This window comes from Mycobacterium sp. (assembly GCF_008709575.1).
GTDB lineage: Bacteria > Actinomycetota > Actinomycetes > Mycobacteriales > Mycobacteriaceae > Mycobacterium.
Genome location: NZ_VYIK01000054.1, coordinates 1 through 21143 on the forward strand (window position 1 = coordinate 1; position 21143 = coordinate 21143).

General features: G+C 68.2%; 21 protein-coding genes and 1 pseudogene. 16 read left to right on the top strand and 6 right to left on the bottom strand.

The features are described from left to right. Positions 1-246: Dyp-type peroxidase domain-containing protein (locus tag F6Q13_RS12895; protein ID WP_293056972.1), on the bottom strand; the 246-nt coding region annotated here is incomplete at its 3' end. Positions 247-290: 44 nt separating this feature from the next. Between F6Q13_RS12895 and F6Q13_RS12900 the strand changes: the two genes are divergently transcribed. The 7 genes and pseudogenes from F6Q13_RS12900 to purM all read left to right on the top strand — a co-directional run bounded on the left by F6Q13_RS12900 (position 291) and on the right by purM (position 9590). Beyond that, the gene (locus F6Q13_RS12900; protein WP_293056974.1) at positions 291-1559 is read left to right on the top strand and encodes a M18 family aminopeptidase; all 1269 of its coding nucleotides are present in this window, start codon (positions 291-293) and stop codon (positions 1557-1559) included. Between the two features lie 29 nt (positions 1560-1588). Then, a complete protein-coding gene (gene purL / locus F6Q13_RS12905; protein WP_293056976.1) occupies positions 1589-3889 on the top strand; it encodes a phosphoribosylformylglycinamidine synthase subunit PurL in 2301 nt (766 codons plus the stop codon). Positions 3890-3893: 4 nt separating this feature from the next. After that, the gene (locus F6Q13_RS12910) at positions 3894-5654 is read left to right on the top strand and encodes an alpha/beta-hydrolase family protein (RefSeq protein ID WP_293056978.1); all 1761 of its coding nucleotides are present in this window, start codon (positions 3894-3896) and stop codon (positions 5652-5654) included. Continuing rightward, positions 5654-6313 carry a CPBP family intramembrane glutamic endopeptidase gene (locus F6Q13_RS12915; RefSeq protein WP_293056980.1) on the top strand — a complete coding sequence of 220 codons (660 nt, stop codon included), beginning with the start codon at positions 5654-5656 and terminating at the stop codon, positions 6311-6313. Before F6Q13_RS12910 ends, F6Q13_RS12915 begins: the two co-directional genes overlap by 1 nt. Next, positions 6291-6674, top strand: a pseudogene (locus tag F6Q13_RS12920) (sterol carrier family protein); the annotation flags it as partial. The gene F6Q13_RS12915 and the pseudogene F6Q13_RS12920, both read left to right, overlap by 23 nt. A 199-nt stretch (positions 6675-6873) precedes the next feature. After that, positions 6874-8430, top strand: coding sequence for an amidophosphoribosyltransferase (gene purF / locus F6Q13_RS12925; RefSeq protein ID WP_293056982.1), 1557 nt, complete (start codon positions 6874-6876; stop codon positions 8428-8430). A 53-nt stretch (positions 8431-8483) separates the two neighbouring features. After that, positions 8484-9590: a phosphoribosylformylglycinamidine cyclo-ligase gene (gene purM, locus F6Q13_RS12930; RefSeq protein WP_293056985.1), complete on the top strand. Its 1107-nt coding sequence runs from the start codon at positions 8484-8486 to the stop codon at positions 9588-9590. Here purM and F6Q13_RS12935 read toward each other — a convergent pair. After that, positions 9587-9778, bottom strand: a complete 192-nt coding sequence (locus F6Q13_RS12935; RefSeq protein ID WP_293056988.1) for a DUF3073 domain-containing protein — start codon at positions 9776-9778, stop codon at positions 9587-9589. The genes purM and F6Q13_RS12935 overlap by 4 nt on opposite strands. Positions 9779-9914: 136 nt before the next feature. Continuing rightward, positions 9915-11009, bottom strand: coding sequence for a folate-binding protein YgfZ (locus F6Q13_RS12940; protein WP_293056990.1), 1095 nt, complete (start codon positions 11007-11009; stop codon positions 9915-9917). Positions 11010-11098: 89 nt separating this feature from the next. Between F6Q13_RS12940 and F6Q13_RS12945 the strand changes: the two genes are divergently transcribed. The 3 genes from F6Q13_RS12945 to F6Q13_RS12955 all read left to right on the top strand — a co-directional run bounded on the left by F6Q13_RS12945 (position 11099) and on the right by F6Q13_RS12955 (position 13094). Further along, positions 11099-11968: an aminodeoxychorismate lyase gene (locus F6Q13_RS12945; protein WP_293057023.1), complete on the top strand. Its 870-nt coding sequence runs from the start codon at positions 11099-11101 to the stop codon at positions 11966-11968. A gap of 263 nt (positions 11969-12231) precedes the next feature. Beyond that, complete coding sequence (locus tag F6Q13_RS12950; RefSeq protein ID WP_293057031.1) at positions 12232-12378, top strand: hypothetical protein; 147 nt, start codon at positions 12232-12234, stop codon at positions 12376-12378. Positions 12379-12425: 47 nt separating this feature from the next. Then, the gene (locus tag F6Q13_RS12955; RefSeq protein WP_293057025.1) at positions 12426-13094 is read left to right on the top strand and encodes an FABP family protein; all 669 of its coding nucleotides are present in this window, start codon (positions 12426-12428) and stop codon (positions 13092-13094) included. A gap of 15 nt (positions 13095-13109) precedes the next feature. Here the strand turns inward: F6Q13_RS12955 and lmeA are convergent, their stop codons facing one another. After that, on the bottom strand, positions 13110-13919 hold the full coding sequence (gene lmeA / locus F6Q13_RS12960) for a mannan chain length control protein LmeA (RefSeq protein WP_293057027.1): 810 nt from the start codon (positions 13917-13919) through the stop codon (positions 13110-13112). A gap of 145 nt (positions 13920-14064) precedes the next feature. Between lmeA and F6Q13_RS12965 the strand changes: the two genes are divergently transcribed. From F6Q13_RS12965 to pstB, 6 genes are all read left to right on the top strand, one after another. Further along, complete coding sequence (locus tag F6Q13_RS12965; protein WP_293057029.1) at positions 14065-14823, top strand: response regulator transcription factor; 759 nt, start codon at positions 14065-14067, stop codon at positions 14821-14823. After that, a complete protein-coding gene (gene mshD, locus F6Q13_RS12970; RefSeq protein WP_293056992.1) occupies positions 14820-15725 on the top strand; it encodes a mycothiol synthase in 906 nt (301 codons plus the stop codon). Before F6Q13_RS12965 ends, mshD begins: the two co-directional genes overlap by 4 nt. 63 nt (positions 15726-15788) lie before the next feature. After that, complete coding sequence (gene pstS, locus F6Q13_RS12975) at positions 15789-16886, top strand: phosphate ABC transporter substrate-binding protein PstS (protein ID WP_293056994.1); 1098 nt, start codon at positions 15789-15791, stop codon at positions 16884-16886. Positions 16887-16899: 13 nt separating this feature from the next. Continuing rightward, the gene (gene pstC / locus F6Q13_RS12980) at positions 16900-17898 is read left to right on the top strand and encodes a phosphate ABC transporter permease subunit PstC (protein WP_293056996.1); all 999 of its coding nucleotides are present in this window, start codon (positions 16900-16902) and stop codon (positions 17896-17898) included. Continuing rightward, positions 17895-18809, top strand: coding sequence for a phosphate ABC transporter permease PstA (pstA, locus tag F6Q13_RS12985; protein ID WP_293056998.1), 915 nt, complete (start codon positions 17895-17897; stop codon positions 18807-18809). Before pstC ends, pstA begins: the two co-directional genes overlap by 4 nt. 35 nt (positions 18810-18844) lie before the next feature. Beyond that, on the top strand, positions 18845-19621 hold the full coding sequence (gene pstB, locus F6Q13_RS12990; RefSeq protein ID WP_293057000.1) for a phosphate ABC transporter ATP-binding protein PstB: 777 nt from the start codon (positions 18845-18847) through the stop codon (positions 19619-19621). Positions 19622-19649: 28 nt separating this feature from the next. Here the strand turns inward: pstB and phoU (F6Q13_RS12995) are convergent, their stop codons facing one another. Together phoU (F6Q13_RS12995) and phoU (F6Q13_RS13000) are read right to left on the bottom strand one after the other, a co-directional pair. Then, positions 19650-20321 carry a phosphate signaling complex protein PhoU gene (gene phoU, locus F6Q13_RS12995; protein WP_293057002.1) on the bottom strand — a complete coding sequence of 224 codons (672 nt, stop codon included), beginning with the start codon at positions 20319-20321 and terminating at the stop codon, positions 19650-19652. A 64-nt stretch (positions 20322-20385) separates the two neighbouring features. Then, on the bottom strand, positions 20386-21093 hold the full coding sequence (phoU, locus tag F6Q13_RS13000) for a phosphate signaling complex protein PhoU (RefSeq protein WP_293057005.1): 708 nt from the start codon (positions 21091-21093) through the stop codon (positions 20386-20388). Positions 21094-21143 lie beyond the last annotated feature (50 nt).

Consider the following 21143-nt stretch of genomic DNA (forward strand, 5'->3'; position numbering starts at 1 on the left):
GACGAACGGGTGCAGCTCGGCGGGCCGCGGACCGGCGAAGAGCCGGTCAAAGGCCGCAGAGCCGATCGCGGTGACCAGCGAGAGCCGTTTGGCCGGATCGCGGAATCCGATTGCCCGAACCAGTCCGGAAATGCCGGGCAGCACCTCGTGGACGGTCGGCTCCCCGCCTGCGTCGATGGTGGCCACCAGAAAAATCGCAGCAGAGGTCAGCGGCGCCAGAACTGGCTGCGGCTGCGCATCCGTCACGGTGTCGACCCTAACGTCTGGTGCCGTGATGAAAAGATGGGGCCATGGCGGCCACGGCACCAGGCCTGTGTGAGTTCATCGACGCCTCCCCGTCGCCGTTTCACGTCTGCGCCACCGTGGCGTCGCGCCTGCGTGCCGCCGGATACACCGACCTGGCCGAGGCGGACCGGTGGCCACCAGCGGGGAAGTTCTTCACCGTGCGGGCCGGCTCGCTGGTGGCCTGGGACAGCAGCGGGAATCGGATCGAACGCTCGGGGTGGCCGTTTCGCATCGTCGGCGCCCACACCGACAGCCCCAACCTGCGGGTCAAGCAGCATCCCGACCGCACGGTCGCCGGATGGCAGGTGGTGGCCCTGCAGCCATACGGGGGCGCGTGGCTGAATTCGTGGCTGGACCGCGATCTCGGCATCAGCGGGCGATTGTCGATCCGCACCGACGCGGGCCTGCAGCACCGGCTGGTGCGCATCGACGAACCGATTCTGCGGGTGCCCCAGCTGGCCATCCATCTGGCCGAGGACCGCACGGCGGTGAGCCTGGACCCGCAGCGTCACGTCAACGCGGTGTGGGCGGCCGGTTCGGAGGCCCGATCGTTTCTCGACTACGTCGCCACCCGGGCCGGTGTCGCCGCCGACGCCGTGCTCGGCGCCGACCTGATGACCCACGACCTGACGCCGTCGAGGTGCTGTGGTGTCGATGACGACTTCGTCAGCGCGCCGCGCCTGGACAACCAGGCCAGCTGCTACGCGGGGCTGGAGGCGCTGTTGGCCGTCCACCCCCGCGGGTATCTGCCGGTGCTGGCGTTGTTCGACCACGAAGAGGTCGGGTCCGGCTCCGACCACGGCGCCCAGTCCGAGCTGCTGTCGACCGTGCTGGAACGGATCGTGTTGGCCGCGGGCGGTGACCGGGAGGACTTCCTGCGGCGGCTCACGGGATCTGCGGTGGCGTCGGCGGACATGGCCCATGCCACCCACCCCAACTACCCGGAGCGCCACGAGCCGGGACACCTGATCGCCGTCAACGCCGGTCCGGTGCTCAAAGTGCAGCCGAACCTGCGCTACGCCACCGACAGCCGCACGGCGGCGATGTTCGCACTGGCCTGCGCCCAGGCCGGGGTGCCCCTGCAACGCTACGAACATCGCGCGGACCTGCCCTGCGGCTCGACGATCGGCCCGCTGACCGCGGCTCGCACCGGCATCCCGACCGTCGACGTGGGCGCACCCCAGCTCGCCATGCACTCGGCGCGGGAGCTGATGGGCGCCCGCGACGTCGCCGCCTATGCCGCCGCGCTGCAGGCGTTCCTGTCGCCCGCCTGAGCGGACCCGCGCGTCTTACACTGTGATCCGTGACGTCTGGGCCCACCCTCGACACCGTCGAGCGCGCCGCGGCCACCGCCGACCTGCCACAGCCGTTTCGCGAGCTGGGCCTCAAAGACGACGAGTACCAGCGGATCCGGGACATTCTGGGCCGGCGGCCCACCGACGCCGAGCTGGCCATGTACGCGGTGATGTGGAGTGAGCACTGCTCGTATAAGTCGTCGAAGGTCCACCTGCGCTACTTCGGCGAGACCACCACCGAGGCGATGCGGGCGACGATGCTGGCCGGCATCGGGGAAAACGCCGGGGTCGTCGACATCGGCGACGGTTGGGCGGTGACCTTCAAGGTGGAATCGCACAACCACCCCTCCTACGTCGAGCCCTACCAGGGCGCCGCCACCGGGGTGGGCGGCATCGTGCGCGACATCATGGCGATGGGCGCGCGGCCGGTCGCGGTGATGGATCAACTGCGGTTCGGGCCCGCCGACGCCCCCGACACCCGCCGGGTGCTCGACGGCGTGGTCCGCGGCATCGCCGGCTACGGTAACTCGCTGGGCCTGCCCAACATCGGCGGCGAGACCGTCTTCGACGACTGCTATGCGGGCAATCCGCTGGTCAACGCGCTGTGCGTGGGAGTGCTGCGAGCCGAGGATCTCCAGCTGGCGTTCGCCTCGGGCACCGGCAACAAGATCATCCTGTTCGGTGCGCGCACCGGCCTTGACGGCATCGGCGGGGTGTCGGTGCTGGCCTCGGACACCTTCGCCGGGGATGAATCAGGACCCGGCCGCAAAAAGCTGCCCTCGGTCCAAGTCGGCGACCCGTTCACCGAGAAAGTGCTCATCGAGTGCTGCCTGGAGCTGTACGCGGCCGGCTTGGTGGTCGGTATCCAGGACCTCGGTGGTGCTGGATTAGCTTGTGCCACATCGGAATTAGCCTCCGCCGGGGATGGCGGTATGGCTGTCGAACTCGACAAAGTGCCGTTACGGTCCAAGAACATGACCCCCGCGGAGGTGCTCTGCAGCGAATCGCAGGAGCGGATGTGCGCGGTGGTGGAACCGCGAAACGTCGACGCGTTCTTGGCCGTATGCCGCAAATGGGAGGTATTGGCCACCGTGATCGGCGAGGTCACCGACGGTGACCGGTTGCGGATCACCTGGCACGGCGAGACCGTCGTGGACGTGCCGCCGCGCACGGTGGCCCACGAGGGCCCGGTGTACGAGCGGCCGATCGCCCGGCCCGAGTCGCAGGATGCGCTCAACGCCGACCGGTCGAGCCGGCTGCCCCGCCCGGTCAGCGGCGACGAGCTGCGCGCGACCTTGCTGGCGATGGTGGGCAGTCCACACCTGTGCAGCCGCGCGTTCATCACCGAGCAGTACGACCGCTACGTGCGCGGTAACACGGTGCTGGCCGAGCACGCCGACGGGGGGGTGCTGCGGGTCGACGAGCACAGCGGCCGCGGCATCGCGGTGTCGACCGACGGGTCCGGGCGCTACACCGCGCTGGATCCCTACACCGGCGCCCAACTCGCGCTGGCCGAGGCCTACCGCAACGTCGCCGTCACCGGCGCCACCCCGGTCGCGGTCACCAACTGCCTGAATTTCGGCTCTCCCGAAGACCCTGCGGTGATGTGGCAGTTCGCCCGGGCGGTGCGCGGACTGGCCGACGGCTGTGCGGCGCTCGGCATTCCGGTGACGGGCGGCAATGTGAGCTTCTACAACCAAACCGGGTCGACGCCGATCCTGCCCACCCCGGTCGTCGGCGTGCTGGGCGTCCTCGAGGACGTGAGCCGGCGCCTCCCGACGGCGATGGGCGCCGCGCCGGATGAGACGCTGCTGCTGCTCGGCGACACCCGCGACGAATTCGACGGCTCGGTCTGGGCGCAGGTCACGGCCGGCCACCTGGGTGGGCTGCCGCCCGCGGTGGATTTCGCCCGGGAGAAGCTGCTGGCCGAGGTGCTGCGCGCCGCCTCCCGCGACGGGCTGGTGTCGGCGGCCCACGACCTGTCCGAAGGCGGCCTGGCGCAGGCTGTGGTGGAGTCGGCGCTGGCCGGCGAAACCGGTTGCCGCATTGTGGTTCCCGAGGATTTCCACTCGGGCACCGGCCCGTTCACTTTTCTTTTTTCCGAATCGGCCGGCCGGGTGCTGGTGGCCGTGCCCCCCGCCCGGGAGAGCCGGTTTCGGTCGCTGTGCGAGGCACGGGGATTGCCGGTCACCCGTATCGGCGTGGTCGACCAGGGTTCGGACGCGCTGGAAGTCCAAGGGTTGTTCACGGTGTCGCTGGCCGAGCTGCGCGGCGCGTTCCGGGGTGTGCTGCCGGCCCTGTTCGGATAGCGCCATGGGCCTTTCAGTAGACGACATCACCGGCGAGTCGGCGCCGGCCGAGCCTCGCGGGCGGCATCCGCTGCTGGTGTGGGCGTGGAGCCTGGTGCGGTTGAGCTTCGTCGGAGTGGCGTTCGGTGCGTTGTTCTTCTGCTTGTCGCTGACGCCGTCGCTGTTGCCGCGGGGCTGGTTGCTGCAGGGTCTGATCGGCGGCATCAACGCCGCGTTCGGCTACGGGCTGGGTGTGGTCGTCGGCCGGACGGTAGAGCGTTTCGTGCTGCGCAACGTCGCCTGGTGGCCGCCGCCGGCGCGGGTGTTGTTCTGGCTGAAGGCCGCCGTGGTGGGCATCGCTCCGACGGCCTGCGTGCTGATGCTCGTCCCGGCTGCCGCCTGGCAGCGGCAGGTGTCCGCGCTGATGGGTATGGCCGGCCCGACAACGCCGGGGTACTTGCGCACCCTGAGCATCGCGGTAGCCGTCAGCGCGGTGCTGGTGTCGACGGTGCGGGTACTCATCGACGCCGTCAAGTTGCTGGCCCGGATGCTGATCAGGCGGTGGAATCTGCACAGCGAGGTGGCGCTGTTCATCGGCACGGCGATTGTGGTGGCGCTGCTGGTGACCTTGATCAACGGCGTCCTTGTCCGGGGATTCTTCGCCGCCGCGAACGATATTTCCCAACCGCGCGACGCCGCGACCCCGCTGGGCGTGTCACAGCCGATGCTGCCCGAGAAGTCTGGCAGCCCAACATCGTTGGTGCCCTGGGACACGTTGGGCCGCGAGGGCCGCAAGTTCGTCGCCACCGGCCCGCACGCCGGCGAGTTGACCCGGCTCAACGGCCGGCCCGCCAAGGAGCCCATCCGGGTGTACGCGGGGCTGCGCAGCGCCGCCGACGCGCGGGACCGGATGAAGGTGATCGTTGCAGAACTCGAGCGCACCCGTGCGTTCACCCGCCAAGTGCTCGTCGTCGTCCCGACCACCGGTACCGGCTGGATCGACGCGGCCGCATCGGACGCAGTGGAGATGATGTACAACGGCGACACCGCGGTCGTCGGTGTGCAGTACTCCTACCTGCCGAGCTGGGTGTCGTTTCTGGCCGACCGGCAAAAATCGATGGACTCCGGCCGCCTGTTGATCGACACCGTGCACGACCGTTGGCAGCAACTGCCGCCCGATCACCGTCCGAAGTTGGTGCTCTACGGCGAGAGCCTGGGCTCGCTGGCCGGGCAAGCCGCCTTCACCTATCTGCCGGACATCGAAAAGCAGGGCTTCGACGCGGTGCTCTGGGTCGGACCTCCGCAGGCCAGCCCGTTGTGGCACGCGCTGATCTCCCGGCGCGATCCCGGCACCACCGAGGTGGCGCCGCGCTACGACAACGGGCGGCGAGTGCGGTTCTGTGAAGCCGTCGACCCGGCAGACGTCGCCCAGGTCGCGGCTCCCCCGTGGCAGGGCACCCGGGTGCTGTTCGAGCAGCATCCCTCCGACCCGGTGGTCTGGTGGTCGCCCGACCTGCTGTTCGGCCGGCCGGACTGGCTCGTCGAACCACCCGGGCAGGATCGCACCGCGTCGATGCGCTGGTATCCGGTCGTGACGTTCTGGCAGGTCAGTGCCGACTTGCCGCATGCCTTGGACATGCCCGCCGGACACGGCCACAACTATCGCAACACGATCTTGGACGGCTGGGTCGCGGTAGTGCCCCCGAGGGGCTGGACCACCGCCGACACCGAGCGCATCCGTGCGGTGCTGGACAGTACCGCCGCTGCCAACGGTCCTGAAAACTGATGGGCGACATCTCTTCTCGCAGGATGTGGGCGCTGCTGTTAGCTGCCGGTCTGGTGGGTTTCAGCTTCGTCGGCCCCAGGATCCCGATGAGGTGGCGGGTACCGACCCAGGCGGGTTTGGCCGGGGTATTGGTGCTGCTCACCCGCGCCCCGCTGGGGCTGCGCCCACCCGCCGTGTGGGCGGGATTGCGGCTGGGGCTGACCAGCGGCGCTGTCGCGGCGACCGCTGTCGCGGCGGTGACGTCGGCGCCCCTGGTGCGGTCGTCGATGGCCGGCCGGGTGTTGCCCCGGTCGGCGCCGATCTGGCTGCTATGGCAGATCCCGCTGGGCACGGTGTGGGCCGAGGAGGCCGGCTTCCGCGCCGCATTGGGCTCTGCCACCCGTGTGTTCGGCGCCCGCCGCGGCCGGCTGACCCAAGCCGCCGCCTTCGGGCTGTCCCATATCGCCGACGCTCGAGCGAGCGGTGAGCCGGTGGCTCCCACCGTGGTGGCCACCGCCGTCGTGGGTTGGGTATTCGGTTGGCTGGCAGAGCGTTCCGGCAGCCTGGCAGCTCCGATCCTGGCGCACTTGGCGATCAACGAAACCGCCGCCGTGGCCGCCTTGGCGGTCCAACGACGGCCCGGCTATGGGGTGAGGCGTGGCTGCTCGGCGCCGGACTGATCCGGTGCGCACCCGCGCCGCGGTGCTGTCTGTGGCGGAGTGGCTGCGCGACGATACCCGGCCCTTCCCGGATCGCGCCGAACTGGCGGCCGCGGTGCGCCTGACCGCCCGCGCGCTGGCCGAGCAGGCGCCGGGGTCCAGCGTCGAGGTACGGATTCCGCCGTTCGTTGCGGTGCAGTGCGTCAGCGGACCGCGCCACACCCGCGGCAACCCACCCAATGTCGTCCAAACCGATCCTCGGACCTGGCTGCTGTTGGCCACCGGGCTGCTCGCGATGGCCGACGCCGCGGCCGCCGGAACGGTGCACCTGTCCGGGCCGCGAGCCGCCCAGATCCAGCAGTGGCTGCCGCTGATGCGCCTGGCCGACCCACCCGAGAGTGGCGGCCTTGATCCTCCGGCGGATACCAATGTGGCAGATGTGAATTCTGACACCTTCCGGGATCGGTCATCTGCAGGTGATCCGGAGTAAAACCGGCGACACGCCAACTCGATTCGGACCTTCGCCCGGGTTGCCCGTAGACTTCTTTGCGTCACCGAACTGCGCCCAGGAGCCGCCCACCGTGACCACCCAGCAGCCGCAACCCGAGGACAACCCCCCCGGCGAAGAGTGCGGCGTCTTCGGGGTTTGGGCCCCTGGTGAGGAAGTCGCCAAGCTCGCTTACTTCGGCTTGTACGCCTTGCAGCACCGCGGTCAGGAGGCCGCGGGAATAGCCGTCGCCGACGGCTCCCAGGTGCTGGTCTTCAAGGACCTCGGCCTGGTCAGCCAGGTGTTCGACGAGCAGACCCTGGCCGCGATGCAGGGCCACGTCGCGATCGGGCACTGCCGCTACTCCACCACCGGTCAAACCACCTGGGAAAACGCCCAGCCGGTGTTCCGCACCACCGCAGCCGGCACCGGGGTGGCGTTGGGGCACAACGGCAATCTGGTCAACAGTGCCGCGCTGGTGACCCGGGCCCGGGAAGCGGGGTTGATCAGCACCCGCGCACCCGGCGGCGCCAGCACCGACTCCGACATCCTGGGGGCGTTGCTGGCCCACGGCGCGGCCGACTCCAGCCTGGAGCAAGCTGCGCTGGAACTGCTTCCGACCGTACGCGGCGCTTTCTGCCTGACGTTCATGGACGAAGGCACGCTGTATGCGGCCCGCGATCCGTACGGAGTACGACCGCTGTCGCTGGGTCGGCTCGACCGCGGCTGGGTGGTGGCCTCTGAGACCGCAGCCCTCGACATCGTCGGCGCCTCGTTCGTCCGCGACATCGAGCCCGGTGAATTGCTGGCGATCGACGCCGACGGGGTGCGCTCGAGCCGCTTCGCCAACCCCAATCTGAAAGGATGTGTCTTCGAATACATCTACCTGGCGCGCCCCGACAGCACGATCGCGGGCCGTTCGGTGCACGGCGCCCGGGTCGAGATCGGTCGTCGGCTGGCCCGCGAGTGCCCGATCGACGCGGACCTGGTGATCGGCGTTCCGGAGTCCGGTACTCCCGCGGCGGTCGGCTACGCGCAGGAGTCCGGCATCCCCTACGGGCAGGGCCTGGTGAAGAACGCCTACGTGGGGCGCACGTTCATCCAGCCGTCGCAGACCATCCGCCAGCTCGGTATCCGGCTCAAGCTCAACCCGCTCAAAGAGGTCATCCGCGGCAAGCGGCTCATCGTCGTCGACGACTCGATCGTTCGGGGCAACACGCAGCGCGCGCTGGTGCGGATGCTGCGCGAGGCCGGTGCCGTCGAGGTGCACGTACGCATCGCTTCCCCGCCGGTGAAGTGGCCCTGCTTCTACGGCATCGACTTCCCGTCGCCCGCCGAGCTGATCGCCAACGCCGTCGAGAACGAGAGCGAGATGCTCGACGCGGTACGTCATGCCATCAACGCCGACACGCTGGGCTACATCTCGCTGCGGGGGTTGGTCGCGGCCACCGAGCAGCCTTCCTCGCGGCTGTGCGCGGCCTGCTTCGACGGCGTGTACCCGATCGAGCTGCCCAGTGACGCCACGCTGGGCAAGAACGTCGTCGAGCAGATGCTGGCCAACGCGGCGCTCGGGGCTGTCGAGCGCGCCGACGGCACCAGCGCCGAATTATCTCCGGAGGCCGAGCAGGCCGCTGTGCTGCGGCATCCGTAGCCCGGCGCACGCGGGTACCGCCACGTCCGCGCCGAGCGGTAGCCTTTATCGCGATGACCGACCCTGAGAACGGCCCGGGCAAGCGCTCGGGAAGTGAACCGGGCCCGCGCGGCATCACCTATGCATCCGCAGGTGTGAACATCGAGGCCGGTGACCGAGCGGTCGAGTTGTTCAGGCCGCTGGCGTCTAAAGCCACCAGACCCGAAGTACGCAGCCAGCTCGGGGGCTTTGCCGGGTTGTTCGCGCTGCGCGGCGGCTACCGCGAACCTCTGCTGGCGGCGTCCAGCGACGGCGTCGGCACCAAGCTAGCGGTCGCTCAGGCGATGGACAAGCACGACACGGTCGGGTTGGACCTGGTCGCGATGGTGGTCGATGACCTGGTGTGTTGCGGTGCCGAGCCGCTGTTCCTGTTGGATTACATCGCCGTGGGCCGGATCGTGCCCGAGCGACTCAACGCGATCGTCTCGGGGATCGCCGAGGGGTGCATGCGTGCGGGTTGTGCGCTGCTGGGCGGCGAGACCGCCGAACACCCGGGGCTCATCGAACCCGATCACTATGACATCTCGGCGACCGGAGTCGGCGTGGTCGAGGCCGACGATGTGCTGGGGCCTGAGCGCGTGCGGCCCGGCGACGTCTTGATCGCGATGGGTTCGTCCGGTCTGCATTCCAACGGGTATTCGCTGGTCCGCGCCGTGTTGCTGGACATCGACCGGATGAACCTGGCCGGGTACGTGGAGGAGTTCGGTCGCACGCTGGGTGAAGAGCTGCTGGAGCCGACCCGGATCTATGCCAAGGACTGTCTGGCGTTGGCCGCCGAAACTCAAGTCCGCACGTTCTGTCACATCACCGGCGGCGGGTTGGCGGGCAACCTGGCGCGGGTCATCCCGCACGGCCTGGTGGCCGAGATCGACCGCGCCACCTGGACACCGGCTCCGGTATTCGCGATGATCGCGCAGCGCGGTCGGGTCGCTCGCGCCGAGATGGAGAAGACGTTCAACATGGGTGTCGGCATGGTGGCCGTTGTCGCTGCCGAGGACACCGACCGCGCTTTGGCCGTGCTGACCGCCCGCCACTTGGATTGCTGGTTGCTGGGAACCGTCAGCAAGTCCGGGAAGGCCGGCCCCCGAGCCAAGCTCGTCGGCCAGCACCCGAGGTTCTAGCTCCGCCAGTCGCCGGGATCGTCCCAGGGGTCGTCGCGGAATTCGTCGTCGCCGTCCAGCCGGTCGGCGTCCTGCGTGCCCGACCCGGACAGCTCGCGCTGGAGTCGGTCGAAATCGGTTTGGGGGGAGCTGTACTTCAGTTCTCGAGCAACCTTGGTTTGCTTCGCCTTAGCCCGGCCGCGGCCCATGGGGGAACCCCCTCGCGCAATAACGGAGCGGCCCAACGAGTAGGCGGCTCCGATCTGTCAGTGAGTTTATTGTCCTGCGCACAGTTTACCGTGCCCGGTCCTGGCGCGGTGGTCTGGCCCACGGGTGTGCACGCAGTCAGCGCGTGGCTCCGCGCAGCCGCTCGACGGCGGCCCGGCCGGCGCCGACCCCATCGGCCGGCGGCAGCGAATCAGGGTCGATCACCGCGCTGACGCCGCCGTCTGCGCCGGTGACCAAGGCCGTCTCGGCCGGCAGTCCGCGCTTGACCAGCGCCAGCGCCACCGGGCCCAGATCGACGTGGTCGACGACGGTGCCCAGCCGGCCCACCGGGCGGCCAGCGGCCCGCACCACGTCACCTGTTGTCGGCCGGTCCACCGATCCGTCGAGGTGAAGCAACACCAGCATGCGGGGCGGCTTGCCCAGATTGTGTACCCGCGCCACGGTCTCCTGCCCCCGATAGCAGCCCTTGTCCAGGTGAACAGCCCCCGCTCCGGGTCCGCCGATCCAGCCTACTTCGTGCGGAATTGTGCGTTCATCGGTGTCCACACCGAGCCGCGGCCGGGTGGCCGCCACCCGGTGGGCTTCATAGGTCCAGATCCCGGCCGGGCGAACCCCGGCCCGCGCCAACCGGTGCTGCCAATCCGTCGCCTGGTCGCGCGTCGCCAGCAGGTCCAGCTCGACCAGTCCGTCGCGGCCGCTGGCCATCCGGCGCACGAACCCGCCGCCGCGCAGCGGCACCGCGGTCATCTCCGCCGGCAACGCGTCGAGGCCCAGCGCGTCGAGCACGGCACGATCAGCGAGCCCGGGACCCAACGCCGACAGCACCACCAGGTCGCTCGCGGCAGGTGCCACATCCGCCCAGAAGACCAAGGTGCGCAAATAGGCCAGCAGCGGCTCACCCCGCCACGGCTCGGTGTCGAGGTAGGTGACCCCACCGAGTTCGGTCTGGATCCAGTGATCCTCGACCCGGCCCTGCGCGTCGAGGCTGAGGTTGTGGGTGCTGGCACCGTCGGGCAGTTCGCTGACGTGTTGCGTCGAGATGCTGTGCAGCCAGCTCTGGCGATCGGCGCCGGTCAGGGCGAGCACAGCCCGGTGCGAGCGGTCCACCAGCACGGCGCCGGTTTGGGCTGCGCGCTGTTCGCCCAGCGGGTCGCCGTAATGCCAGACCGCGCCCGCGTCCGGTCCGGCGGCGGGGGCGGGAACTGCGGTCACAGAACAACTCTACGGGCCGTTGCGGGGCTGCCGGTTCGTCGCGTTCGCGATCGCCGTTAGGCTCTTGCCCCATGACAGACCACCCGGGTGTGGTCGTCACGCTCGACGGGGAGATCCATCCGGCGGGGACACCGCTGCTGTGCGCCGATGATCTGGCCGCAGTGCGTGGCGACGGAGTCTTCGAGACCCTGCTGGTCCGGGACGGCCGGGCCTGCTTGGTTGAGGCGCATCTGGGACGCCTGACTCACTCGGCCAGGCTGATGGATCTGGCCCCGCCCGATGTGCCGGTCTGGCGGAGGGCGATCGGGGTGGCCGCTCGGGCCTGGCGGGCCGGTGGCCCCGGGGAGGGCGCGATGCGGTTGGTCTACAGCCGCGGTCGGGAAGGCGGCCACACGCCGACGGCATACGTGACGGTCAACCCGCTCGCCGACCGCGTCGCCGCCGCCCGCCGCGACGGGGTGGCCGCGCTGACCCTGGCCCGCGGGCTGAGCGCTGCCGGCGTTGACCAAATGCCGTGGCTGCTGGCCGGGGCCAAGACATTGTCGTACGCGGTCAACATGGCCGCGCTGCGGCACGCCGAGCGGCGGGGTGCCGGCGACGTCATCTTCGTCAGCGCCGACGGCTATGTCCTGGAGGGCCCACGCTCGACGGTGGTGATCGCCGTCGATGGTAATGAAGGATCCGGTGGGACCACGCTCTTGACCCCGCCGCCGTGGTACCCGATCCTGCGCGGCACCACCCAACAGGCGCTTTTCGAGGTGGCCCGCGCCAACGGTTACGACTGCGACTATCGCACCCTACGAGTATCAGACCTCTTTGCCGCCCAGGGGATTTGGCTGGTCTCCAGTATCACACTGGCGGCGCGGGTGCATACCCTGGACGGCCGGGTGTTGCCGCCTGCGCCGCTGGCCGTGGAATTCGCCGCGCTCGTCGACGCCGCCGTCGTCAGCGATCGGTGAATCCGGTTGTGGGCCCGGTTGGTTCCCGGTAGCGTCAGGCGTACACAAGGAAGGAGGTGGTCCGCGAATTGCTAGCTTCATGGACATGTGAGGTGGCTGCGCGCTAGGCAGCGCCAGGTTGGAAAGAACCGGCGTCATTGCTGGCGAATTCCCCGCAGCCACCCGGCCCCCGAGCCCCCGGTCTGTCCAGCCAGGAACGACGGCTCGGGGGCTGGTCCATGTCCGGACCAATGACATCCGGCTCGTGTCCGCAAACCGGGGCGGTGACTGGCAAAATCGCCGCCGCGAAGTCGCGGTCTAAACTCGTTGGCGTGGTGCTGTTCTTCGAGATCATGCTGGTTGCGGCCGTCGTGCTGATCACGTGGTTTGCGCTGTATGCGTTGTACCGGCTGATCACCGATGAGTCGTGACGCACGCCGACGGCAATGCAGAGCTCAGCGATGCGCGGAGGTGGCGGTTGAGACCCGGCGAAGGCAGCCAGGGGCCGGCTGGCTCGTCCCGTTCCGGGGAGCGCGCACTGGCCGAAGCCGCGGCGCGCGCCAAAGTGACTGCGGCGCGTAACATCCCGGTTTTCGACGACCTGCCGGGACCGGCCGACACGGCGAACCTGCGCGAGGGCGCCGACCTGCACACCACGTTGCTCGCATTGCTGCCGCTGGTGGGGGTGTGGCGCGGCGCCGGCGAGGGCCGGGGCAGTCACGGCGACTACCGGTTCGGCCAGCAGATCGTGGTCTCCCACGACGGCGGCGACTATCTCAACTGGGAAGCGCGGTCATGGCGGCTGACCGACGCCGGCGAGTATGACGGGCATGACCTGCGGGAGACCGGCTTTTGGCGTTTCGTCAACGACCCTGACGACCCTACCGAATCGCAGGCCATCGAACTGCTGCTGGCCCACTCCGCGGGTTACATCGAGCTGTTCTACGGGCGCCCGCGCAACCAGTCCTCATGGGAATTGGTGACCGATGCGCTGGCCTGCAGCAAGTCGGGTGTGCTGGTCGGCGGCGCCAAGCGGCTCTACGGCATCGTCGAGGGCGGTGACCTGGCCTACGTGGAAGAGCGGGTCGACGCCGACGGCGGGTTGGTGCCGCACCTGTCGGCGCGGCTGTCCCGGTACGCGGGCTGATGTGCCCCTGGTGCGCTACCTCTTGAACTCCTCGAGAGTGATCGTCGCCGCCTTGGTGATGCCTTCGATGATGACGTCTGATCCCCGGGCGCCCTGACTGGTCGGGGCTACCCCAAACGGCAGCCTTTGGCCCGGCAGCGTCGCGCGAAACGCCGCCAGCACCGCCTCCCGCTGGTCGATGGGCACGTTCTGATTGGCGGTGTCGGGGCCGGTCAACACCCCGGTCGGGGTGAATACCAGCGTGGCCCGGTCATCGCCGGCCATCGAGAGGTCCACCGACACGCTGACCCGCTTGTCGAAGTGGGCCCCCCTGGGAGTTCCGGTGAACACCAGCCCGCGGCTGCTGGAGATCCCGGATTCTGTGGTGCCACCGGTGGCGTCGTTGGTGTCCTGCGGCGGCGCCTCGACCATCAGATCGGTGATGCCCAGGTAACGCCCGAGATGCGTCGAGTCGATGATGATGCGGCTTTCCAGCATCCCGACCGGGAGCCTGGCGTCCGGCCTGATCAGCCAGGAGGCGTAGGTCAAGTCGATAGCGTGCATGGTGGCTTCGAGCGTCGCCTTGCCGACCGGGGGATGAGCCACCGCGTTGGCTTTGATCTCCAGTTCGTCGTAGCGGTGGCGCATGGCCTGCGGGATCATCGGGAATCCGAGGATGGCGACGAACGGATCCGAGCCCAGGTCTGCGGCGGCGCGCACGGTGCGTGACAGCCGGTACTCGGCGTAGATGGCGATCCCGAAGTCCACGCCGACCCCGGCGAGCAGTACCGCGACGAGAGCCAGCAACACGCTGACCGCGCCGACCAGTACCCTGCGCACCCCGATATTGTGGCGCACCGCACCGCTGCGCTCGCCGCCCTGCCGGTCGGCGGCGCGCTAACGTGCAGGTAGCACGGTATTGTTAGAGCACTTGACGACACCAGGCCGCGAATCTGGGAGACGTCTTCCCCACGACGCCGGAGGGGCCAGGTTGGAGCTACTGCTGCTGACCACCGAATCGCACGCTGATTCGGTGCTGCCGTCATTGTCGCTGCTCGCGCACAGCGTGCGGACCGCTCCGGCGGATGTGTCGTCGCTGCTGGAAGCAGGCAGCGCCGACGTCGTGCTGGTCGACGCCCGCAACGACCTGCCCACCGCGCGCAGTCTGTGCCGCCTGCTGGCCACCACGGACCGCTCGGTCCCCGTGGCCGCGGTGGTGCGCGAAGGAGGGTTGGTCGCGGTCAACCCCGACTGGGGCCTTGACGAGATCTTGCTGCCCGGCACCGGGCCCGCCGAGGTCGACGCCCGGCTGCGGCTGCTGGTCGGCCGACGCGGCGGTATGTCCGAACAGGAGAACGCGGGCAAGATCACCCTGGGCGAACTGGTCATCGACGAAGGCACCTACACCGCCCGGCTGCGCGGTCGCCCGCTTGACCTCACCTACAAGGAGTTCGAGCTCCTGAAGTACCTGGCCCAACATGCCGGTCGGGTGTTTACCCGCGCGCAGCTGCTGCACGAGGTGTGGGGATACGACTTCTTCGGCGGCACCCGCACCGTCGACGTGCACGTGCGGCGCCTGCGGGCCAAACTCGGTCCGGAGTACGAGGCGCTGATCGGTACGGTCCGCAATGTCGGCTACAAGGCCGTCCGACCGGTCCGCGGCCGCCCGCCGGCCGGCGACGCCGAGTCTGCCGAGGACAACGAGACCGATCTGGACAGTAACGAAGAGCCGCTGGTGGATAGCCAGTGAATCGCTGGCGTTCTGCGCTCACCGCCGTCGAGCAGCAGAAAGTCCGGGATCTCGTCATCGCGGCAACCGAGTTCGACGGTGTGGCCCCCGTTGGCGAGCAGGTGCTGCTCGAGCTGGCACAGGGGCGCGCCGAACATCTGCTGATCACCGGCCCGAGACCGGACTCGCCGGTTATCGGTTATCTCCACCTTGCCGCGCCGCGGAACGGCGACTCCGGTACGGCAGAACTCGTCGTTCATCCGCATGCCCGCCGACGCGGGATGGGCTCGGCGTTGATCCAAGCCGCGCTGGCGAAAACCGGCGGCCGGAACCACTTCTGGGCACACGGAACGCTCGCGTCGGCGCAGGCGACCGCGTCGGCGCTGGGTTTGGCGGCGGTACGCGAACTCATCCAGATGCGCCGCCCCCTCGACGACATCGCCGCCCCGCTGATTCCCGCGGGCGTGCGGATCCGGACCTATGCCGGGGCGGCCGACGACGCCGAGCTGTTGCGGGTCAACAACGCCGCCTTCGCTGGTCACCCCGAACAAGGTGGCTGGACTCCGGACGATCTGGCCCGGCGACGCCGCGAAAAATGGTTCGACCCCGCCGGATTGTTTCTGGCGGTCGACGAGGCGACGGGTGCCCTGCTGGGTTTCCACTGGACCAAAGTGCATTCGAACGACGACGGCCTGGGCGAGGTCTATGTCGTCGCTGTCGACCCGTCGGCCCAGGGCCGCGGCCTGGGCTCGGTGCTCACGTCGGTCGGCGTCGCGCACCTGGCACGGCAACTGGGCGGCGCGGCGCATCCCACGGTGATGCTCTACGTCGAGTCAGACAACACCGCGGCGCTGAGAACTTACCGGCAGCTGGGCTTCACCCGGCACGGTGTCGACACCGCCTATGCCAACGATGATCGCTGAGCTGTTCATGGGCGCGCGATAGGGGCACGGTGTCGCAGAAAGAGGCGTGAGAAAGCGAGATCGGTGACCGTGGACACGACGGGCAAGGCGCTGGGCGCGGCGGTGATCGTCGGCCTGGTGGTGAGCGGCTGCGGCAGCGACAACAACCTGGGCGGCAACGTCGGGGCCCCCACGGTCGACTGCGCCGGCAACAAGGCACTGACCGGCGAGGGCTCGACGGCGCAGCTGAACGCGATCGAATTGTTCAACCGCGCGTGGGGCCAACGATGCCCCGGGAAGAATGTCTCCTACAACCCGACCGGCTCCGGCGCGGGCCGGGAGCAGTTCATCGCCGGCCATGTCGACTTCGGCGGGTCGGACTCACCGTTGACGCCCGACCAGGTCGATGCCGCGGCCAAGCGCTGCGACGGTAACCCGGCGTGGCATCTGCCGCTGGTGTTCGGACCGGTCGCGGTGGTCTATCACCTCGACGGGGTCGACGCGCTGGTGGTCAACGCCGACGTGCTGGCCAGGATCTTCGACGGCACGATTACCAGTTGGCACGATCCGGCCATTGTCGGGCTCAACCGCGGCGTCGTGTTTCCGGACCTCGGGATCACCCCGATCTACCGGTCGGACTCCTCGGGCACCACCGACGATTTCCAGAAATTTCTGGCTGCGGCCGCCCCGCAGAGCTGGGCAAAGGGTGCCGGCAGCGAGTTTCAGGGAGGCGTCGGCGAGGGTTCTCAGAAGTCCGCCGGCGTCGTGCAGGCCGTGCGGTCCACGCCGGGCGCCATCGGCTACGTCGAGAAAGGGTTCGCCGATCAGGCCGGGCTGTCCTATGCCCAACTCGACCGCGGCGGCGCTGCGGTCGCGCTGACCGAAGATTCGGCGCGCACGGCCATCGCCGACGTCACGTTCACCGGAGCCGGCAACGATTTGCGGCTGGATCTGGATTCGCTCTATGCCAGCACGGATCCCGGCGCCTACCCGTTGGTGCAGGCAACCTACGAGATCGTCTGTTCCAAAGGCTACGATCCGGGTACCTCGACCGCGCTCAAGTCGTTTCTGATGACGGCTGTCGATAGCGACCAGAACAAGCTCTCCGCGGCCGGCTACATCCCGTTGCCGGACCATTTCAAGCAGCGGCTGGTCGCCGCGATCGCAGCGATAGGCCACTGATCGAGGCGTCGAGATGGCAGATACCGAAAGCGACGGGATCGCAGTGACACCGCCACGTCCGGCCGGTCGGCCCCGGGCCACCCGCACGCCACATCGGGGTGACCGTGCGTTTCGCAGCGCGGCGCAGGGTTCCGGTGTCCTGATCATCGTGGTGGTCGCGGCGATCGGGGTGTTCCTGCTGTGGCGGGCGCTACCGGCTCTGGCGCGCGACAAGGAGAACTTCCTGACCTACGGGGGCAACTGGGTCACCACCGACACCTCGGCGATGCACTTCGGCGTCTATGAGATACTGGCGGTCACGGTGTTCGTCTCGGTGTTCGCCCTGATCCTGGCGATGCCGATCGCTCTGGGAACCGCGCTATTTCTCACCCGGTACGCACCACGGCGTGCCGCAGGACCGTTGGCCTACCTGGTCGATCTGCTCGCCGCGGTCCCGTCGATCATTTACGGTGTCTGGGGGCTCTACGTGCTGGCACCGCGGCTACGGCCGATTGCGACCTGGCTCAACCACAACCTGGGGTGGTGGTTCCTCTTCGCCGACGGCAACGCGTCGGTGGCCGGCGGTGGCACCATCTTCACCGGGGGCATCGTGCTGGCGGTGATGATCTTGCCGATCATCACCGCGGTTACCCGGGAGGTCTTCGCCCGGACGCCCCAGGAGCAGGTCGAAGCCGCGTTGGCGCTGGGCGCGACCCGATGGGAAGTGGTCAAGACGACCGTGCTGCCTTTCGGCCGCTCCGGCTACATCAGCGGTGCGATGCTGGGCCTGGGCCGCGCGCTGGGGGAGACCGTTGCGCTGCTGATCATCCTGCGCGGCACCCAGGCCAGATTCGGCTGGTCGCTGTTCGACGGCGGGTATACCTTCGCGACCAAGATCGCCGCCGCCGCGTCCGAATTCAACGATCAATACAAAGCCGGCGCCTATATCGCGGCCGGGCTGGTGCTGTTCGTGCTGACTTTCGTCGTCAGCGCGCTGGCACGAGGCATGGTCGTGCGGAGGGCACTCCGATGACCGTGCTACTGGACCGCCCTCTCAAGGCGCGCACCTTCGCGGCCGTCAGTGCACGGCGGCGGATCGCCGACCACGCTGCCACCGGGTTGGTGACGTTGTCGCTGGTGATCGTCGTGATTCCGCTGGCGTGGCTGCTGTACTCCGTGGTCGCCAAGGGCGTCCACGCGGTCGCGTCGCTAGCCTGGTGGACACATTCGCAGGCCGGGATGACGGCGTTCGTGGCCGGCGGCGGCGCATACCACGCACTGGTCGGCACCCTGCTGCAGGGGTTGGTATGCGCGGCGATTTCCAGCCCGATCGGGCTTCTCGTCGCGATTTTTCTCGTCGAATACGACAGTGACACCGTGCTGCGCAGGTTGACCACATTCATGGTCGACATTCTCACCGGTGTGCCCTCCATCGTCGCGGCGCTGTTCATCTACGCGGCGTGTGTGGACACGCTGGGTCTTCCGCGGTCCGGTTTCGCGGTGTCGCTGGCGCTGGTGCTTTTGATGATCCCGGTGGTGGTGCGGGCCACCGAGGAGATGCTGCGGGTCGTTCCGTTCGATCTGCGCGAGGCGAGCTACGCGCTCGGGGTGCCGAAATGGAAGACGATTACCCGCATAGTCATTCCGGCTGGACTGTCGGGCATCCTCACCGGGATCCTGCTGGCCCTGGCCCGGGTGATGGGCGAGACAGCGCCGCTGTTGATTCTGGTGGGCTACTCTCAGGCCATCAACCTCGATATGTTCAGCGGCTTCATGGGAACGTTACCCGGGATGATTTATGACCAGACATCCGCCGGGGCGGGTGCCAACCCGATCCCTACCGATCGGCTGTGGGGCGCTGCACTAACGCTGATCCTGCTGATCGCCGCCATCAATGTGGCAGCCAGAGTAGCCGCGAAATTATTCGCGACCAAAGATGTCTAGCGGGTCGCCGCCGATGGGCCTACCGGGAGCCCGGGGTGGCTAAGCGGTTGGACCTCAAAGAGGTCAACATCTACTACGGGTCGTTTCACGCGGTCGGCGACGTTTCGCTGTCGGTGTTACCCCGCAGTGTCACGGCGTTCATCGGCCCGTCCGGCTCCGGCAAGACGACCGTTCTGCGCACCTTGAACCGTATGCACGAGGTGATTCCAGGTGCCCGGGTCGAGGGGACCGTGCTTCTCGACGACGAGGACATCTACGCGCCCAACGTCGACCCCGTCGGGGTGCGCCGGGCGATCGGGATGGTTTTCCAGCGACCGAACCCGTTTCCCACCATGTCGATTCGCGACAACGTCGTAGCGGGGTTGAAGTTGCAAGGCGTGCGCAACCGCAAGATACTCGACGACACCGCCGAATACTCGCTGCGCGGAGCCAACCTGTGGGACGAGGTCAAGGACCGACTCGACCAGCCGGGTGCCACGCTCTCGGGTGGTCAGCAGCAACGATTGTGCATTGCCCGGGCTATCGCTGTACAACCTGATGTGCTGCTGATGGACGAGCCCTGCTCGTCGTTGGACCCCATCTCCACGTTGGCCATCGAGGACCTGATCGCCGAGCTGAAGCAGGACTACACCATCGTCATCGTCACCCACAACATGCAGCAGGCCGCCCGGGTGAGCGATCAGACCGCATTTTTCAACCTGGAGGCCGTCGGAAAGCCCGGCCGGTTGGTCGAGATCGACGACACCGAGAAAATCTTTTCCAACCCGACTCAAAAGGCCACCGAAGACTACATTTCCGGCCGCTTCGGTTAGCCGTGGCCGTTCCGCGCCTGACGCGCGATCAGAGCGCGGGCCGTACCGCTGAGTCGTCGTCGGGAAACCTGCCGGTGGCCTGGAAGACGACCCGGCGCGCTACTTCGACGGCGTGGTCGGCGAAGCGTTCGTAGAACCGGCCCAAAAGTGTCACGTCGACGGCGGCGGCCACGCCGTGTTTCCACTCCCGATCCATCAACACGGTGAACAGGTGCCGGTGCAAGTCGTCCATCGCGTCGTCTTCCTCGCGGATGCGGGCTGCTTTCTCCGGGTCACGGGATAACAGCACCTCTTGCGCGCTGTTGCCCAATTCGACTGCGAGTCTGCCCATTTCGGCGAAATACCCATTGACTTCCTCGGGCAGTGCGTGCTGCGGATGACGCCGGCGGGTGATCTTGGCGACATGCAGCGCCAGTGCACCCATCCGATCGATATCGGCGGTTATCTGGATGGCGCTCACGATCGCGCGCAGGTCACCGGCGACCGGCGCCTGCAAGGCCAGCAGAACGAATGCGCTCTCCTGGGCCCGCGCGCTCAGCGTCGCGATTTGCTCGTGATCGGACATCACCTGCTCGGCCAGTAGCAAATCGGCCTGCAGCAAGGCCTGAGTTGCGCGTTCCATGGCCACCCCGGCCAGCCCGCACATCTCGCCGAGTTGCTCGGACAAAGCCGAAAGCTGCTCCTGATAAGCGGCTCGCATGTCTTAAGACTACGTTCTCGCGTCGCGATGCTGCCCGGTCGGACCGGCGAACAACCGGCCGGGGCTAGATCTTGGGGTGCTGGCGATAGTCATGCCCGGCAGCCACTCCCAGTGTCGTCAAAGTGCGTGCCTGGGAGAACTCGCCGGTCGCTTTGAAGATGACCCCGCGGGCCACTTCCACGGCGTGGTCGGCGAAGCGTTCGTAGAACCGGCCCAAAAGTGTCACGTCGACCGCGGCGGCCACGCCGTGCTTCCATTCCCGATCCATCAGCACGGTGAACAAATACCGGTGCAGCTCATCCATTGCGTCGTCTTCTTCGCGGATGCGCGCGGCCCTTCTCGGGTCGCAGGACAGCAGCACCTCTTGGGCGCTTTTGCTCAGCTTGACTGCCAGTCGTCCCATTTCGGCGAAATATCCGTTGACTTCTGCGGGCAGCGCATGCTCGGGGTGACGGCGTCGGGCGATTTTTGCGACGTGCATCGCCAGCCGGCCCATCCGGTCGATGTCGGCCACGGCTTGGATGGCACCCACCGTTGCCCGCAGGTCAGCGCCGACCGGCTTCTGCAACGCCAGCAGAGCGAACGAGCTTTCCTCTGTGCGTGCACCCAGCGCCGCGATCTGGTCATAGTCGGTGAACACCTTTTCGGCGAGCACGATGTCGGCATCTAAAAGCGCCTGAGTTGCGCGTTCCATGGCCACTCCGGCCAGCCCGCACATCTCGCCCAGCCAGTCTGTCAACTCGGTGAGGCGCTCGCGGTAGGCGCTTCGCATGCCGCCCAGCCTACGTCGGTTGGCTAACTAAACGGTCTCGTGTCAAATGA